Annotated in this window: 16 protein-coding genes; 5 read left to right on the top strand and 11 right to left on the bottom strand. The window is 69.9% G+C overall.

Annotated features, from left to right (window positions below; all coding sequences use genetic code 11):
• The first annotated feature begins 86 nt into the window (after positions 1-86).
• Entirely contained in the window at positions 87-872 is a 786-nt protein-coding gene (locus IU452_RS04365) for a DUF4239 domain-containing protein (RefSeq protein ID WP_195107600.1), read from the top strand.
• A 62-nt stretch (positions 873-934) separates the two neighbouring features.
• Positions 935-1,780: a hypothetical protein gene (locus IU452_RS04360; RefSeq protein WP_195107599.1), complete on the top strand. Its 846-nt coding sequence runs from the start codon at positions 935-937 to the stop codon at positions 1,778-1,780.
• Positions 1,781-1,790: 10 nt separating this feature from the next.
• Here IU452_RS04360 and IU452_RS04355 read toward each other — a convergent pair whose 3' ends face one another.
• On the bottom strand, positions 1,791-2,462 hold the full coding sequence (locus IU452_RS04355) for a TetR/AcrR family transcriptional regulator C-terminal domain-containing protein (RefSeq protein ID WP_324192437.1): 672 nt from the start codon (positions 2,460-2,462) through the stop codon (positions 1,791-1,793).
• A gap of 44 nt (positions 2,463-2,506) precedes the next feature.
• Between IU452_RS04355 and IU452_RS04350 the strand changes: the two genes are divergently transcribed.
• Positions 2,507-4,024 carry an FAD-dependent monooxygenase gene (locus tag IU452_RS04350; RefSeq protein WP_228816634.1) on the top strand — a complete coding sequence of 506 codons (1,518 nt, stop codon included), beginning with the start codon at positions 2,507-2,509 and terminating at the stop codon, positions 4,022-4,024.
• 5 nt (positions 4,025-4,029) lie between these two features.
• On the opposite strand, the gene IU452_RS04345 is transcribed toward IU452_RS04350, so the two are convergent.
• From IU452_RS04345 to IU452_RS04320, 6 genes are all read right to left on the bottom strand, one after another.
• Positions 4,030-5,262, bottom strand: coding sequence for an acetyl-CoA acetyltransferase (locus IU452_RS04345; protein WP_195107598.1), 1,233 nt, complete (start codon positions 5,260-5,262; stop codon positions 4,030-4,032).
• 2 nt (positions 5,263-5,264) lie between these two features.
• On the bottom strand, positions 5,265-7,004 hold the full coding sequence (locus IU452_RS04340) for a class I adenylate-forming enzyme family protein (RefSeq protein ID WP_195107597.1): 1,740 nt from the start codon (positions 7,002-7,004) through the stop codon (positions 5,265-5,267).
• 39 nt (positions 7,005-7,043) lie between these two features.
• Positions 7,044-8,228, bottom strand: a complete 1,185-nt coding sequence (locus tag IU452_RS04335) for a thiolase family protein (protein WP_195107596.1) — start codon at positions 8,226-8,228, stop codon at positions 7,044-7,046.
• Between the two features lie 2 nt (positions 8,229-8,230).
• Positions 8,231-9,286, bottom strand: coding sequence for an LLM class F420-dependent oxidoreductase (locus IU452_RS04330; protein ID WP_324192436.1), 1,056 nt, complete (start codon positions 9,284-9,286; stop codon positions 8,231-8,233).
• Positions 9,287-9,288: 2 nt separating this feature from the next.
• Entirely contained in the window at positions 9,289-10,749 is a 1,461-nt protein-coding gene (locus IU452_RS04325; protein WP_195107595.1) for a carotenoid oxygenase family protein, read from the bottom strand.
• 81 nt (positions 10,750-10,830) lie between these two features.
• Positions 10,831-11,754, bottom strand: coding sequence for a helix-turn-helix domain-containing protein (locus IU452_RS04320; protein ID WP_324192435.1), 924 nt, complete (start codon positions 11,752-11,754; stop codon positions 10,831-10,833).
• 130 nt (positions 11,755-11,884) lie between these two features.
• On the opposite strand from IU452_RS04320, the gene IU452_RS04315 reads away from it, so the two are divergent.
• Both IU452_RS04315 and IU452_RS39115 read left to right on the top strand, forming a co-directional pair.
• On the top strand, positions 11,885-12,331 hold the full coding sequence (locus IU452_RS04315) for a hypothetical protein (RefSeq protein WP_195107593.1): 447 nt from the start codon (positions 11,885-11,887) through the stop codon (positions 12,329-12,331).
• A 61-nt stretch (positions 12,332-12,392) separates the two neighbouring features.
• On the top strand, positions 12,393-13,418 hold the full coding sequence (locus tag IU452_RS39115; RefSeq protein ID WP_195107592.1) for a helix-turn-helix transcriptional regulator: 1,026 nt from the start codon (positions 12,393-12,395) through the stop codon (positions 13,416-13,418).
• Here the strand turns inward: IU452_RS39115 and IU452_RS04305 are convergent.
• The 4 genes from IU452_RS04305 to IU452_RS04290 form a co-directional block, all read right to left on the bottom strand.
• Positions 13,408-14,388, bottom strand: a complete 981-nt coding sequence (locus IU452_RS04305) for an Acg family FMN-binding oxidoreductase (protein ID WP_195107591.1) — start codon at positions 14,386-14,388, stop codon at positions 13,408-13,410. The genes IU452_RS39115 and IU452_RS04305 overlap by 11 nt on opposite strands.
• A gap of 129 nt (positions 14,389-14,517) precedes the next feature.
• Positions 14,518-15,165: a response regulator transcription factor gene (locus tag IU452_RS04300; protein ID WP_195108234.1), complete on the bottom strand. Its 648-nt coding sequence runs from the start codon at positions 15,163-15,165 to the stop codon at positions 14,518-14,520.
• Between the two features lie 99 nt (positions 15,166-15,264).
• Complete coding sequence (locus IU452_RS04295) at positions 15,265-15,846, bottom strand: hypothetical protein (protein WP_195107590.1); 582 nt, start codon at positions 15,844-15,846, stop codon at positions 15,265-15,267.
• Between the two features lie 182 nt (positions 15,847-16,028).
• Positions 16,029-17,015: an arabinofuranosidase gene (locus IU452_RS04290; RefSeq protein ID WP_195108233.1), complete on the bottom strand. Its 987-nt coding sequence runs from the start codon at positions 17,013-17,015 to the stop codon at positions 16,029-16,031.
• Positions 17,016-17,275: the final 260 nt, after the last annotated feature.

The raw sequence follows: 17,275 nt of genomic DNA, 5'->3' as shown, positions 1-17,275 counted from the left end.
TCGTCCGCATCGAGGCCGGGGGATATCCTCGGCGTTTCATCCGTGCACGCGTAATTTGTCGACCCGACGACGGGGAGTGGAGCGCGATGGCTCAGGAATTGCTGATTGCGGCCGGGGCCGGGGTGGCCGCGGCGGTGGCCTTCGTCGTCGGGGACTGGCTGCGGCCGAACTCGTGGCGGCAGGCCGGTGACGAGTCGGCGGGTGCGCTGGCGCTCGATCTGGCCAAGACGTTCTTCACCGCCGTGGTGGCCTTCGTGTTCGTGGTCTGCTGGCAGCAGCACCAGAGCGCGCACCAGCACACCGTCACCGAGGCGAAGGGGCTGGTCGAGGTCTACCGGGCGGCCGAGGACCTGCCCGCACCGGACCGACAGCACGTTCAGGACCTGGTGCGCAGCTATACCGATCAGGTGCTCACCGAGGAGTGGCCGTCGATGGAGCAGCAGAACCGTCTGAGCGATTCGACCGGCGAGACGCTCGAGGCGCTGCGCAACGCCGTCACCTCTGTGCAGGCGACGGTTCCTGCCGCCGCCGATGCCCGATCCCGGGCGCTCGACGGCCTCGACCAGGCGACCCAGGCGCGCCACGACCGAGCCCTGGACATGGAGGGTGTGATTCCCCATTTCCTCTATGTGACCATGTGGCTCGGCGCGATCCTGGTGGTGTTGAATCCGGTGCTGACGGGGGTCCAGGTCACCCGGCGCAGCGTCGCGATGACCGCGCTGCTGGGCGTCGTAATCGGCTCGACACTGCTGGCGATCCACAATCTGGAGCGGCCGTACACCGGTGTCATCGACATCTCGAAGGATGCCTTCGTCCACGCCCGGTCCCAGTTCCAGGACAGCACCGGCCCTTCGGGCGCCGTCGGCGAATGAAGTTCTCGCGCAAGTGTTTCCGATCCTACGGTCAGCGAAAGCGGGCGACCGCAAGGCATCTCGTGGTCGCCGGTGCACTACTACCCACTGCGGTGCTGTTCGCCGGTCGGACCACCGCCGATCCGCCCGCGCCGAATCCGCCGCTGCTGGGCGATATCTCGACGGGCAGCGCGGGTACGCGGCCACCGTCGACGAATCAGCAGGCCGTGGAGATCCCACTGACGGTGCGGCCGGTGCGCCCCGCGGCACCGCCCGCCGCTCCCGCGCGGACGGCCGAGCCGGAGAAGGCTCCCGAGACCCCGGCGGTCGCGAGGGGCGCGGCCCCGGCCGCCCTCGGAGTGGACAGCGGCAGCGCCCTCGCCGCCTGCACCGGTAGCGCGATGCTCGGCGGTTCGGCGCTGCTGCTCGGCTCGGCGGCGGGGAGCGGCCTGCTCGGCCCGCTGCTCATCGCCCCGGGGTCGGGCAGCGCGGTGCTGATGGCGTCGGGGGTCTCGCTCCTGGTCGGCTCGGCGGGCTCGGTGATGATCGGCGCGGGCCCGGGCTCGAGCGCATCCGGTCTCGGCAGCGCCGCCGTCGGCAGCGCCCTCACCGGCAGCACGCTGCTGTGGTGCCTGCTGGCGGTGCCCACTCCCCCTCCCATACCCGAACTCCCCCTGGCGATTCCACCGCCCCCGCCGCTGGCCCCGGCCGCGCCGGTCCCGGTGGCGGCCCCCATCGCTCCGGCCGAACCACCAGCGGCATCCACACCCCCGGTCGTCGCCATGCCCCGCCCCCACGCCGAGGAAACGGTCTCCGGTGCCCCCACCCCCGGCTGGGACACCCTGCAACTGGTGACGGTCCTCCTCGTCACGGTCATCCTCGCCGCCCGCGGGGCCTCCGCCGTCAGCGAGAAGCGTGCCCGGCCCTGACCCGGGAAGGTCATTCGCTCAGGTAGGTCGAGCGGAGGCCGGTGAGGATCACGTGGAGGCCGTCGGTGAAGGGGGTGTCGGTGTCGGCGGCGAAGAGATCGGGGTGGGCCTGGGCGGTCAGGGGGAAACGCTGCGAGTCGATGGAGGAAGCCAGGTGGCCGGGGCGGTAGGGGTTGTCGTTGCCGTAGTCCAGGCCCATTCGGGCCTGCTCCTCGATGGTGAAGCCGATGACGTAGTGCAGGACGACGGGGAAGCCGCGGGCGGCATCGCGGAGTGAGAATCCGGCGTCCTGCAGGGTGCGCAGGATCAATTCGGTCGTGCGGTAGACCGCGGCATCGTCGGTGGCGGTTCCGGCGAACACGCGGGCGCCGTCGCGGTAGCGCAGTAGCGTCCGGCGCAGCCGGGTGGCCCAGACGATCACCCACTGCTGCCAGCTCTCCCCGCGCCGCGGCGCCTCCATTCCCTCGACGGCGTCGATGTACATCGTCGTGGCCATCGCGTCGAGCAGCTGCCGCTTGTTCTCGACATGCCAATACAGTGCCGCCGCTTGCACATTCAGCCGAGCCGCCACCTGCCGCATCGTCAACCCGTCGAGTCCGACCTCGTTCAACAGCTCCAGCGCGGCACGGGCGACCATCTCGGCGGTGATCTTCCCCGTTCCGGAATTCCTCGGTTTCGGCACGGTTGACAGCCTAACATCGTTCAGTACATGCTTAACATCGTTCAATGAACGTTGTTAAGGAGGTGGTCGGAATGGCGACCGTCATGATCGCCGGGGCCGGGCCGACGGGGTTGATGCTCGCTTGCGAACTCCGGCTGGCCGGGGTCGAGGTGCAGATCGTGGACCGGCTGACCGGGCGCAGCGGCGAATCGCGGGCCGGTGGTATCCATCCGCGGACGATGGAGGTGCTCGATCAGCGCGGGATCCTGGACCGATTCCTCGCCGCCGGGCGGCCGATGCAGGCCGGGCATTTCTCCGGAATCCGTTTGGACTTCGGCGATTTCGCCACCCGATACCCGTACACGCTGGTGGTCCTGCAGAACGTCATCGAGCGGCTCCTCGAACAGCGCGCCACCGAACTCGGTGTGTCCGTGCAGTGGTCCAGCGAGGTCATCGCCCTCGGACAGGACGACCAGACCGTCACGGTGACGCTGCGCGAACCGGCGGGCACGCGGCGGGTGCGGGTGGATTATCTGGTCGGCTGCGACGGCGGCCGCAGCGCGGTGCGCAAACTGGCGGGCATCGGATTTCCCGGCTCGGAGGCGAGCATGACCGCGCTGCTCGGCGATGTCGAGCTGGCCGACCCGCCGTCCGGGCGGGTCTTCCAGAAGTACGGCGAGCACGGCACCTATTCCGTCATGGACTTCGAGCCGGGCTGGTATCGAGTGGTGACCACCGAACACGACTACGTGGCCGACCGCGACGCCCCGGTCGATATCGAGGACCTGCGCCGGGCGCTGATCCGCATCGCCGGAACCGATTTCGGGATGCACAGCCCGCGCTGGGTCTCCCGCTTCGGCGATGCCGCCCGGCAGGCCGACCGCTATCGCAGCGGCCGCGTGCTGCTGGCGGGCGATGCGGCCCACATTCATTACCCCGCGGGCGGACAGGGTTTGAACCTCGGCGTTCAGGATGCGGTGAACCTGGGCTGGAAGCTGGCCGCGGTGGCGACCGGCCGCGCACCCGGCGCCCTGCTCGACACCTATGAATCCGAACGGCATCCGGTGGCGGCGCGAGTCCTGCACAACACCCGCGCCCAGACCGCCCTCGGCCGCCCCGACACGCACACTCTCGCACTGCGCGAGGTGTTCTCGACCCTGGTCGGCATGGACGATGTCAACCGCTACCTCGGTGGCATGATCAGCGCCCTGGACCTGCGCTACCCGCTCGGCGACGAGCATCCGATGGTGGGCCGCCGCATGCCCGATCTGGACCTGAAGACCGAAGACGGTGACACGCGGGTGGCCGAGCTGCTGCACACCGCCCGCCCGGTGCTCGTCGATCTCGACAACCGTCCCGATCTGCCGGCGAGCATCGAGGCATGGGCCGACCACGTCGATGTGGTTGCGGCCCATTGCGCGGACACGCGCGTCACCGTCCCGGGCGTCGGCCGCATCGCCGTCCCCACCGCCCTGCTGATCCGCCCCGACGGCTATGTCGCCTGGGTCGACGAGGAATCCGGCGCGGACACAACGGCTTTGCGCGCCGTGCTGGCGTCGTGGTTCGGCCCGGCCGGCCGTTGACGGGGTTACGACTCGATCGCCTGCACCACGAATGCCGCGGCGGTCGTCATGCTGCCGCCGATATTGAGCGTGGCGAAGCGGCGGGCACCGGGGACCTGATAATCGCCCGCCCGGTCGGTGACCTGCTTGTAGGCATCGAGAAGCATACGGACGCCGGTGGCGCCGACCGGGTGGCCGATCCCGATCAGGCCACCGCCCGGATTGATCGGCAGGCGGCCGTCGCGGGCGATCTCGCCGGATTCGATGGCCTTCCAGCTCTCGCCGGCTGCGGTGAGGCCGAGGTGGTCGATGGCCGCGTACTCCGACATCGAGAAGCAGTCGTGCACCTCCACGCCGTCCACGTCGGTGATATCGGCGAGGCGGGCCCGGTCGAGCATGTCGCGGACGACCCGGCGCAGGTGCGGGAAGACGTACGGGTCGTCGGCGCCCACCCGTAATTTCTGTTCCAGCGGCAGCCCGACGGTCCGGTGGCCCCACCCTGCGATCACGGCACGACGGTCCGGGGGTAGTGCGGTGCGGCGCTGCAGGAATCGGTCGGCGGCCAGGACGACCGCGGCCGCGCCGTCGGTCATCTGGCTGCAGTCCTGGCGGCGCAGCCGTCCCGCCACCGGTGGATTGGCGGTGTCGTCCTCGCCGAAGCTGTCCGGGCCGAACCGCCAATTCCGGGTCTGGGCAAGGGGATTGGCACGGGCATTGGCGATATTGAGTTCGCTGACCGCCCGCAGATGCGTGGAGTCCAGGCCGTAGCGGCGGTCGTACTCGTCGGCGACGGCGGCGAACATCTGGGGCCACACGAAGTCGGTATCGGTCGCCTCGTGTCCGGCCCATGCCGCGGCGCCCAGATAGCGGGCGGCCTGGGCGCCGGGCACGGTCTTCTCGAGTTCGGCGCCCAGTACCAGGGCGCAGTCGTAGCGTCCGGATTCCAGATCCGCCATCGCCGCCAGAACGGCCATACTGCCGGAGGCACAAGCGGCTTCGTGCCGCGTGGCGGGCACACCCCACAGCTGCGGCACGACCGTGGCGGGCATGCCGCCGAGCTGGGCCTGTCCGGTGAACAGCTGCCCGAAGGCGTTGCCCACGTGGACGACCTCGATATCGGCGGCATCGATGCCGGTGTCGTCCAGTGTGCGCGTGACGATCTCGCCGACGAGCGCGTCGAATCCGTATCCGGCGCGATGCCAGTTGACGGCGAAGTCGGTCTGGGCGCCACCGAGGATATGAACAGTGCCGGCGGACATGGCTATTCGCTCCCGGTGTCGAGAGTCCGGCGCAGGTGGCGCCGCAGCAGTTTGCCGACCGGATTGCGCGGCAGCGTGTCGACCAGCTCGATGCGTTCGGGCAGCTTGAACGACGCCACGTCACGGGCGCGCAGGTGCGCCACCAGATCGGCCAGAGTCACCGTGGCGCCGGGTGCGGGAACCACGAACGCACAGCAGCGTTCACCGAGGACCGGGTCCGGATAGCCGACGATGGCGATATCGGCGACGGCGGGATGGTCGATCAGCAGCGCCTCGATCTCGGCCGGTGCGATATTCATGCCGCCGCGGAGGATGATCTCCTTCACCCGGTCGACGAATCGCAGATATCGGCCGTCGGGGCCGCATAGTTCGAAAACATCTCCGCTGCACAGGAACCCGTCCTCGTCGAACGGGTCGGAGGCGGCCGTGCCCGGCAGATAGCCGCCGAAGACGGCCGGTCCGCGCAGCCGCAGCTCGCCCCGCCCGCCCTGGTCGGTCACCTGACTACCGGTGGCCGGATCGACCAATTTCACCTCCGTGCTGTCGGCCAGCCCGGTGGACCAGCGCACCCCGGGTGCCCCGTAGCGCGGCAGATGCTGAGCGCGCAGCGTCGGGTCCGGGATGTCGGCGGGCGATCCCAGCAGGCAGACGCCCTCATTGGAGCCGAAGAAGTTGACGACCTCGATCCCCAGCTCCTCCTGCCAGCGGCGCACCACCGTCGGCGGCAGTGGTGCACCGCCGGAGCCGACGCGGCGCAGCGAGGACAGATCGGCTCGGGCGCGCAGGGTTTCGTTGTCGAGCAGCATGGTCAGCAGCGCCGGCGGCATGCTGGTGTGGGTGACGCGGTGGCGGGCGATCTGAGCGAAGAACACCGGCAGGTCCAATGGTTGATGTTGAACCAGATGTCCACCGATCAGCAGCCACGGCAGCAGTGACGCGGCGAAGCCCGCCATGTTCACCAGCGGAAAGGGGTTGAGCAGCACCGAATCCGAGGTGATGTGCAGGCCATCCTGGGCACCGCGCCCGATTGCCAGCCAATCTCCGTGACAGCGTGGCACGCCCTTCGGGGCGGCCTCGGTGCCGCTGGTCCAGCACACGGTGACCCTGTCGTTCACCGTCACCGTGAGCCGGGACTCGTAGTCCGCCACGCGGTTTCGGTCTGCCGCGCCGAAATCGTCGATCGTGACGGCACCTTCGGGGATCTCGGGACCGAAGGCGAAGACCGTGCGCCGCCCGTCGGCGACCTCCAGGGCTTCGATGGCCGGCCGGCGCTCGGCCAGCATGCCGGTGGTGACGATGGCGACCGCGTCGGTGGCGGCGACGATCCCGGACAGTTCGTGACGGCGATAGGACGCAGGCATCGGTGTCGCGACCGCGCCCAGGCGCCACAGCGCGCAATAGGTGGCCACCAAGGCGATCGAATTGGGCAGCAGCACCGCCACCGGGTCACCCTGACGGATGCCGTGCGCCAGCAGGACGGCGGCGAGATCGGCAGTGTAGTCATGGAATTCGCGCCAGGTCGCGGTCCGCGGCGCAGCTCCGGTGAGGTCGGCCAGGTTGGCGGGATCGGTGATGGCGGGTGCGTGCGGCGTCGCCGCGGCCCGCTGCCGCAGCAGTTGCGGCAGGGTGTCGGAGGTCCACCAGCCGCGGTCGAGGTACTCGCGGACGGTCGATTCCGGATGGCAGGTGGGTGCGGGGCGATGGGCGCGCGGCGTGGCGGCCGGGGCTGGCGAATCGGGCATGGGTTCCCTCGGATGGTCGGGCGATGCTGCTTGGCGGAGTCAGGTGAGGCGGCGCAGCACCAATGCCGCTCCCAGCCCCAGGGCGGCCGGGATGGTGATCAGTGCGTATTCGCCGTCGCTGCGGGTCAGTGCGTCGAGTGCCTGCGTGATGAGGATGCCGCCGGTCGCGCCGAGCGGATGCCCGACCGCGACCGCGCCGCCGGACGGGTTGACGCGATCGGGGTCCAGGTCGAGTTCGCGCATCAGCAGCAGCGGTGTGACGGCGAAGGATTCGTTCACCTCCACCACATCGAGGTCGGCGACCGATATTCCGGCGCGCTGCAGCGCCGTGCGCGCGGCCGCGATCGGCGCGGTCAGCAGGGGTGAACGCACCGCGGTCTGGGCGGTGCCGACGATCTGCGCCACGGGCGCGCGGCCCAGGGTGCGGGCAGCCCGGCGGTTGCCGATGACGATCGCCGCGGCGCCGTCGGCCAGCTGCGGCGCGGTCGCCAGCGTGTGCAGTCCGTCGGCGGGGCGCGGAGAGCCGGGCAGGCGGCGGGCCACCCGCTCCCAGGTCGGATCGTCGCCGAACAGCGGCGGCAGCTCGGCGAAGGCGGCCCGGCTCGCGTCGGGCCGGGCGCCTTCGTCGGTGGCCAAGAGCACCGTCTCACCCTTGCGCGCTGGCACCATGGATTCCGAAACCGCTGCGGCGGCGGCCCTTTCGTGCGACCGGACGGCGTAGGCGTCCAGTTCGGGGCGGGTGATCCCGTGCGCGGCGGCGGTCAGGTCCGCGGACACACCGATCGTCACGAATCCGGTGCGTTCCCCGAGGTCGGCGTCCACCGCGATACCCGGCCGATCCGACAGCATGGGCACCCGCGACATCGATTCCACTCCCCCGGCCACGATCACGTCCGCATACCCGGCCGCCACCTGCGCCGCCGCGCTCTCGACCGCGTCCAGGCCCGAACAGCACAGCCGCGACACCACCCCGCCCGGAACCGAATCGGGCCACCCCGCCCACAGCTCCGCGGCCCGCGCGATATCCCCGCCGTGCTCCCCGGTCACGGTACCGACCCCGACGATGATGTCGTCCACCGATTCCGGTGGGCACGAGCGGTTTTCGAGGGCGGTCAGCAATTGCCCGAACAACTCGTACGGCGGCACCTCCGCCAATGTCCCCCCGCCCCTGCGCGCTCGGGCCCGCGGCAGCCGCACAGCATCGTAGATGTAGGCCTCGGCCATGGTTACCCTCCCCCTCGATGCCCACCCGCCTCCACAACCCTGCCACGCAGGCCCCGCGCGATGGCGGCATTCGCGCCGTCATGGTCGAGTTCCGCAAGGGCGCAGAGGGTCTGGTGGCCGCCGGGGTCGGCGGGCGTGGTGGCGGGGACGATGACGATCTCGTCGGCGCCTGCCGCGCGATAGTCGGCGAGGCGGCGGTCCAGGGCGGCCGAATCGCCGAAAATGCCTACGGCGGCGGGGAGTTCGTCCGGGGTGGCGGCGAACAGATCCCGCGGGTGGGTGCCATTGTGGGCCTGCTCCACCAGATCGCCGAAGCCCGCCTCGGTGAACATGGTGTCGTAGCCGGGGGCGCGCAGGTAGGCGACCACGCCGCGGCGGACGGTCGCGAGTTGGTCGGGGGTCGGGTCGGCGGCGGCGGTGACCCAGACCGAGAGGGACGGGCGGGTGCGACCGGCGTGCTGTCGGAGCAGCTCGGCGCACCGCGAGACCTGCTGGGGCGTCACGAGATTCAGCACCACCCGGTCGGCAACCCGGGCCGCCGCCGCCAGCGCGCGGGATCCGAATGCGGCGACGGTGATTTCCGAATGGGGCGGTGTCAGACGGAGCCGATAGCCGTGGCTACGTTCGACCGCGCCGTCGAAGTCGACCTTGGACCCGCCCAGCATGGCCCGCACGATGCGCGCCGATTCCTCCAGATGTGTTGCGGTGCGCCGTCGTTCGCGTCCGTGCCACTGCTGCACCACCACCGTGCTCGAGCTGCCGAGCGCGACGTCCACCGTCCTCCCGGTCAGCGCGGCGACGCTGGCCGCGCCCATCGCGATAGTGGCGGGGGTACGCACATCGACCGCCAACGGCCCCACGCACAGCGGAATTCGACCGGGCGCCTGCCCGATGGCGGTGGCCAGTGCGAAGGCGTCGAAGGTCGCCATCTCCCCCACCCACAGGCGGTCGTAACCGAACTTGTCGGCGGCCTCGGCGATCCGCAGCGCATCCAGCGGATCCCGGTCCTGCCAGTAGGGCAGGCTCACGCTCAGCCGAGGGCCGGTCGGTGTCGTCACTGTCACCCCACCGGCTGTGCGGCCGCGCGCATGCGCTCGCCGCTGACCCACGTGGCATGGAAACCCAACGGCACCCGGACCGGAACGCCGAGGCGGCAGACCGGCCCCGCGGCGAGATCGGCGGCGTCGTAGATCCAGACCTCCGCCAGCCCGGTATGGCTGTTGTAGGCGAACATGGTCAGCCACGCATCGTCCTCGGCCGCCGCGTTCGGGCGTGGGACCACGGTCACTTCGCTGCCGAAGATCCCGTCGCCGAACGGCTGGGTCTGCGCCGCCCCGGTGCGCACGTCGTACTTGACGACCGCGTCGAACAGCATGGTCCGGTCGACCGACAGCCGCATCTGATACGACCAGCGGCTGGGCCGTCCGACGATGCCCTGATGCATGGCCGGGAATTCGGTGTTGACGTCGTCGAGTTGCTCCTCGACCGTGGCGCCGGTCCGCAGGTTGAACCGGTACCGGTACAGCGTCGCCTCCGGCCGCAGGTACGCCAGCAGCTGTGCCAGCGGATGCGCACGATCCGAGACCGGACTCGGGCGCGAGACCCGGCACACCACCATCACGATCTCGTCGCCGTCCTCCCACGAGTTGACGGTGTGGTAGATGTAGCCCGGCTTCGCCTCGAACCAGCGCGCGCCGGCGCCCTCGCCCCGGCGCGGCAGCACCGCGAACCGGCTGGGCAGTTCCCGATCGAAGAACAGTTTGAACCGCCCGGCCGCCGCGGCCCGCGGGTCGTTGTACAGCGGCAGATCCATCAGGATCGAATAGTTCTCGGTGATCGCCATATCGTGCGGCAGGCGCGGGCCGGGCAGTTCGATTCCGGTGTAGTGGGTGACGGTCCCGGACGGGTCGGCCACGCCGTAGCGCAGATAGGGTGCGTGGATGCCGTAGTCGAAGAAGACGAATTCCTCGGTCTGCTCATCGACCTTCGCATGGGCCGACACCTCCCCCGGCAGCGTGCCGCCGAAGGTGTCGACACCCCGGGTCTCGAGGCTCACCGGATCCAGCGCATACGGCTTCCCGGCGCGGTACCACAGCGCCAGCAGATTGCCGTGATGGAACACCAGATCGGTATTGGCGGAATTGCGTTCGCGGCGGTCGCCGGGCGGGTTGTCGTCCCACGGCTCGATGACCCCGCGCCACAGCGCCGTCCCCGCCGCGCGCTCGGCCTCGAACTCCCGGGTGCGCACGAAGCGATTGCGATAGGTGGCCCTGCCATCCTCGAAATGAACCGCATGCAACATGCCGTCGCCGTCGAACCAGTGATAGCGGCCCAGCGGCGCGAACTGCGGATTGGGCCCGTTGCGAACGTAGACGCCGTCCAGATCTTTCGGCAGTTCCCCGGCGAGCACCGGCAGATCCGTGGCGGTGACCTCCTCGGCACACGGCGCGTACGGACCCTCCAGATACGGATTGGTCAGGGCCTCGGCCGCCGGTGCGATGAGCTCTTCCTTCAGCGTCATGACTGTTCTCCCCAGACCCGGCGGGCAAGACACCGGCACGAACTACATTTAATGAAGTGATACGCGCCTCAGCGCAGACTGTCAAGATTCGGCCGAGGTCCATCGCGCGAGCAGGGCCGGGCTCACCGGCTCCCATCGAATGTCGGTGCGCTCGAGGCGATTATCGCAGCCGCGACAGCGCAGCGCCGGGTACAGCGGGCCGCCGCAGTCGCGGTGCCGAATGCGCAGGCCGGAGTCGGGGCCGCCGGGATGGGCGCGATCGGCCCAGGCCAGCAGGAAGGCGAACACCGCGAACAGCGCCCGGCCGCGCGGGGTCAGCCGATAGTCGCGGCCGCCGTCACCGGCGCGGCGCAGGATGCCCGCCGCGCACAGCCGCGACAGCCGCTCGGTGAGCGTGGTCGGCGAAATGCCCAGTGCCGCACGGAATTCGCCGAAGCGGCGCACGCCCGCCAAGGCCAGGCCGGTGACCACCGCGCTCCAGCGGTCCCCGATCGCCTCCATGATCTCGTCGAAGCGGGCGTCGCCGCGGGCCGGGTCGACCGGCCGCCCCGAGCGGCGCCGCCCGGAGGTGAGGTGCCACAGCGCATCCGGCGCCAATTCGACGTCGGTGTCGTGAGTGGTCACGACGCGCCCACAGGTGCGGCACATCAGCACCGGCGGACCCCGGTGCCCGCAGTCGCGATGCACCAGTTCCGGCAGCAGCGCCGCCTCGTCGGTCCATTCCCGCTGCCACGCCCAGACGCACACCAGGATCTCCCAGGTGGCCAGGCCGAGGTCGGTGAGGCGGTAGTCGACGCGGTCGCTGCTGCCGGATTGCGGTGTGCGCGCGAGGACTCCGGCCTCCACCAGCGCGCCCAGCCGGGCGCTGAGCACCGCCGGCGGTGCGCCGGTGCGGTCGAGCCACTGATTGAATCGGCGCACCCGGCCCACGAAGGCATGCCGCAGGATGGTCAGCGTCAGCCGGTCGCCGAGCAGGTCGAACGTGGCCGCCACGGGATTGGTCACACCGCTCACCGTAGCGACCGGCCCCGCGCATTCCTGCCTCGCCGCCATCGGCACGTGCTACTACGCTAACTGTAGTGAATTCCGGGCTATCCTCCCACACTCGGCCCGCCCCGGGCCATACCGTGGAGGTATGCGCACATTCGTACACCTGGTGCTGTTCGCCTGCGCGATCGTCATGGCCGTCGGGGCGTTCGGCCCGCTGGTCGGCCCGCTGCAGGCCCGCGACGTCCGCCTGGTCGACCTGCGGGACGGGTTACCCGCGGGTCAGTCCCTCGATCAGCTCGCCGACCGGGCCGCCCCGCTGCAGACGTCGCTGACGCTGGTCCTGCTCTGCATTGCCACGGTGGTCATGCTGGCGTCCCTGTTCGGCTCCCGCGCGCTGGGCTGGCTCGGAGTGCTGGCCGGTCTGGTCGCCCTCGCGGCGCTGGCCTGGCGGCTGGACGAACGGTTCGACAGCCAACTCCGCGACGACTGGCGCCACCTGCTCGACGGCACCTGGGGGCTGTACCTGTTCGGCGGCGGCGTCCTCGTCGCACTGCTGGCGGTGCTGGTACCCCGGGAGCGCGTGAGCCGTTAACCCGCACAGTCCACACAATTGGGGTCTGTCAGCCCCGCCGATCAGTGGGGATACTGAGCCCGTGGCCGGGGTCGAGTCGACACATCGGACGTTGCCGGAGGTCGGCGCAGAGGCGGGGACTGTCGCCGAACTCGGCATCGAACTGTCGCGGGCGCTCGGACGGGTGGTGCCGCACGACGGCTACATGCTGGTCGGGCTGGACCCGCTGTCCGGCGTCGGCTGTTTCCACAGCACGCGGCACGGTTACAGCACCGCGGCGGTGCGGCGTGAGCTGGCAGATGCGCTGGGCCGGGACGTGCACCCGTTCCGGCAGCTGGCCGAGGGCCCGCACCGGGTGCGTGTGCTCAGCGTCGGCACCCCCGGCCAACGGCACGGCGTTCACCTGCGCGAGGTCATGGTCGCCGAGGGCTTCGGCAGCGAAATGCGGATCGCCCTCACCGGGCGCGGGATGGCCTGGGGCGCCGTGGTTCTCGTGCGCGAACTGAGCCGCCGCCCGTTCTCGGCGACCGAGCAGAGCCAGGCCCAGCGGCTGGTTCCCGCGCTGGCCACCGCGCTCGAGCGGTTCGTGGGTGCCAAGGCCCTGCGGCCCGCGCGGCTGACGTTGCCGCCGGGGGTGCTCGTGGTCGACGCGAACGACCGCATCACCCTGTCGACGCCGTCGGCGCAACCGTGGCTGGCCGAGCTGGCCCGGCACTGCCCCGAGGTCGACCACGATTATCTACACGGAATCCTGTGGGACCTCACCTGTCACACTCGGCGCTGCGGCGAGGCGGTGGTCAGCCGCGTTCCCACCCCGAGCGGCTGGGTGGCGCTGCACGCCCAGCCGACGCAGCAGGACCGGACCGCGGTCGCGATCACCGTTCAGGCCGCACCGAGGTCGCTGGTGATGCCCGCGATCGCCGCCTGGTACGGCCTCACCCCGCGCGAGTACACCGTCGTCGAGCATGCCCTCGAGGGGCTGCCGGTGATGCGCATCGCGCGGCTGCTGCAACTGTCGCACTACACGGTCAACGACCACCTCAAATCCATCTACCGCAAGACCCGCGTCAACAGCCGCGACGAACTCATCGCCGGGATCACCGCCTGACGCCCGCCGCGGCGAGCACCTCCTCGAGGCTGCGGCGCGGGGTCTCCGGCAGCGGCGCGGCGCCGGTCGACACCCATCCGGTGCGCACCATCGCCTGCGGGTACGCCCCGTCGCAGATCGAGGCGCGGATCTGCTCGCGCAGGTCGGGGATGCCGAGCGGTTCGGTTTGAATGCACGTGGCCAGTCCCAGATCGGTCGCGGCGAGCAGCAGCGCACTCAGCGATTCGCCCGCGCGCAGCTGCGCACGACGGTCGTCGGCCGCGGTGCAGATCATCGACCATTGCGCGTCGTCGGAGCCGCCCGCCGGATCGAGCAGCGCGGGATTGGTGAACCAACGGCCCGGCAGTTCGTCATCGGCGCGCACGGGCGCGGTATTGCGGGCCGGGACGCCGTCGCAGTCCCCGCGCCGCCCGCTCCATGTGGCGAGTTCGACCTGATAGAGCGCGTCGTCGGCATGGCGTTCGGCGGCGATGCGGATCAGTTTCGCCAGCTGCGGCCGGGCCGATTCCGGCACATGCCGCACGGTGGCGCCGAATCGTGCGGCGTATTTGGCGGCCGCCTCGGTGTGCCTGCGCGGCAGCTGCCCATAGCTGAACCGGCGGCGATCGCTGCGCCGGTGCAGCATGGCCGCGGTCAGGCCGATATCGATACCGGTCGGGCGGTGCGGCGTCAGCCGGATCGCGGCGAGATGGTCGGGGCGGTGCGGGGTCGGCAGGTGCCGGACCTCGGCCGCCCAACCCAGCGTCGACAGCGCCACCCGCAGATGATGCAGGGCCGCGCCGCAGCTCAGCACCAGGGCGCGCTGGTCGGGGTCGGTGGCGGCGAGATGGCGTGTGGCGTCGGCATAGAGGTGGAGCGTGTCGGCGACCAGGCGCCACCGCCATGGTTGGGAATTGTGGACCGAGGGGGCCCGCTGGGCCAATCCCACTGCGGCCCTGACCGTTTCGATACCGGGACAAGCGCGGCTCATCGGCGGTGACGTCCTTTCGGAGAGGATGGATGCCCTTCCAGTGTTGTCAGAGCAACGCACCCGCGACATCGCTCCGAAAGTCACGAGTTCGTATGACACATGGCCAAGAGGACGCCGGGAACAGGAAGGTCAACTGTGGTCGGAGACCAGTCCGAGTTCGACGGCCAGCACCGCCGCCTGGGTGCGGCGGTCCAGACCGAGTTTGGCGAGCAACTGCGAGACATAGTTCTTCACCGTGCGTTCGGACAGGAACAGCCGCCCCGCGATCTCCCGATTCGTCAGCCCTTCCCCGAGCAACCGCAGCAGTTCACGCTCGCGGTCGGTGAGCTCGCCCAGCGGGCCTGCGCCGCGACCGGCATCGGCGCGCAGCTTCTCGAGCAGCACCTCCACGGCGCGCTCGTCGAGCTGTGATCGGCCCTGCGCGACGGCCCGGATGGTGTCGAGCAGGTCGCTGCCGTCGATGTCCTTCACCATGAACCCGTTGGCACCGGCCAGGACCGCGTCGAGCACCGACCGATTGTCGATGAACGAGGTCAGCATCAGGCAGTGCAGATCGGGCACCGCGTCGAGCAGTTTCCGGCACAGCTCCACGCCGCTGCCGTCGGGCAGCCGCACGTCCAGCACCGCCACATCCGGTCGCCGGGTCGGGATCACCGCCAGCGCCTCCGCACAGCTTCCCGCCTCCCCGACGGTCTCGAGGTCGGGCTCGGAGTCGATCAGGCTCCGCAACCCCATCCGGACCACCTCGTGGTCATCGACCAGGAAGACCCGAATCATGGCGACTTCGGTCCCGCCCGGGCATCCATCCGCGTCCATCCCACTGGACACGACTACCCCGGGGCATGGGCAGCAAACACCGCGGTGCGGCAACCCCCTTCACACCCGCTGGGTGAGCACGGTGTACCAAGCGGCCAACAGACATCCGCTGAGCACGAGATAGAACGGGATGGCGGCCACGACCATGAATGTCCACCCCTGCACGATGTGGGCGTTCCACAGGCAGAAGCAGGTGAAGCTCACCAGTGTCAGGCCGATACCGCCGTAGGTGATCAGGCTCTGGATCTTCAGTGGCCACCGCTGCGGCACGAAATCGGTCACCTTGCGCAGGCGCGCCCGCCCGATCGCGTCGGCCGGTATTTCGAAGGCCGCGAGCCGGGTCGCCGCGTACAGGCGGGCCTCCAGGAGCATGATCGACTTGTTCCGGGTCACGATGGCCGCCATCAGCAGGACATGAAAGGCCGCGATCATCCACAGCGGGAACGGCAGCAGCACCGCCCAGAAATCGGAGTGCTTCAATTGGTGGAACTGCCCCGCCACCACACCGAGATAGGTCACCCCACCGGCGATCACCGCCAGGGCGACGGTCATATGCACCTGCTGGTCGGCCCGTTCGGCGTCGTACAGTGTCGATACGGCGGCCACCTCGACCTTGTCGAAAGCAGGCAGTGTCGAGGTCATTGCGCCCCTTGCCCATCGGAAAATATTCAGCCATTCACCAGCAAGCGTAGGCCGCTCTCGCCGTCGTGGGCGGCCGGTGCGGGCGTCGTGATCGAACAGGATCCGAGATGTCACCGCGGGCAACCGAATCGACTCGTGCGCGCAACCAGGACCGCGCCGGACGGTTCGTGGATGTCGAGAGGTCAGTCGGGTTCGGCGAGGATGCTGAAGTGGCGGACGTTGCCGGACAGGTCGGGCAGTTCCTGAAGGGGACCCCACGCGTCCAATCCGGCGACGCTGTCGCTGTAGAAGTAGCGGTGGTCGACGTAGCTGTCCATGAAGATGCGCCATCGGCCGTCGTCCAGCCGCACCAGTGACGGGCCCTCCCGCAGGCTGCCCCAGCCCGCCCAGTCGTCGGTCCCGACGAACTGGTACGGGCCCGCGGCGGTCGGCGCCATGGCGTGTTCGATGAATTTGGTGGTCTCGTTCTTGGTGAAGGCGTGGTACAGGCCGCCGTCTCGCACGATCGTCGTGTCGATGTGGTTCGGGCCGATGCCCGCCAGCGGCGTCGGCATGCTCCACAGGGTCAGCGCGGGGTCCAGCGCCGTCATGATGTACGGCACGAAGTCGTAGCCGCTCGACAGCGACACGATGATGTTCACCTGGTCGCCGTCGACGAACCAGGCGGGCGCCCAGGCGTGGGTGACGAACGGCGACAGCGCCGACCCGCTGGCGCCCAATCCGACCGCTGCCGAACCGGTCGCGATGGCGCGGGTGAGCGGGTCCAATGCGGCGGACTGACTGGCCGGGCCGGACGCGGACCCGGTACCCGGCAGGCCGACACAGCACAGCGGCACCGGGTAGTTGAGCATGAACGTCCAGTGCACCCGGTCGGGGCTGCGGGCCAGCCCGATGGTGTTGCCGTCCCATCCGGTCGTGTAGACGATGTAGTAGAAGCCGTCGCGGTGGCGCATCAGATCGGGGTCGCGCACCAGGCCGAACGGCGGGCGATAGGCCGCCAGGCCGACGGGGTGAAAGCGCGTCGCGTCGCCGGATTCGTACACGTCGACGTCGGTTTCACTGAGATTGGTGAACGCCACCATCGTGTAGCGCGTCGACGGTCCGGCGGCCTCGGCGGAGGCCGGGGCGACCATCGCCCCTACCACCATCGACAGCACCACCAGCATCATCGGCACGCGCGCGGCTCTCGACGACGTAACCACTCGCTCATTATCACCAGCCGAATGCGCAGGCAGGACCAACACGCACCAAGCGTTATCGAGATTTCCTACCGGTGGCCGTGACCAGTGTCACCTCAGCTCCACCCAGGGGGCGAAAAGCCCTCCTGATCAGGCAATTCCAGCGACATAAGGCGGCCGTCGACGCAACAAAATCAGATGATCGGCCGCCGTGCGAACAGGAATACTGGCGCGCGGCCGATGAGTTGAGC

Source organism: Nocardia transvalensis, assembly GCF_015477765.1.
Classification (GTDB): Bacteria; Actinomycetota; Actinomycetes; order Mycobacteriales; family Mycobacteriaceae; genus Nocardia; species Nocardia transvalensis_A.
The sequence above is the reverse complement of the archived record's forward strand: the minus strand, read 5'-3'. Positions and strand labels throughout refer to the sequence as shown.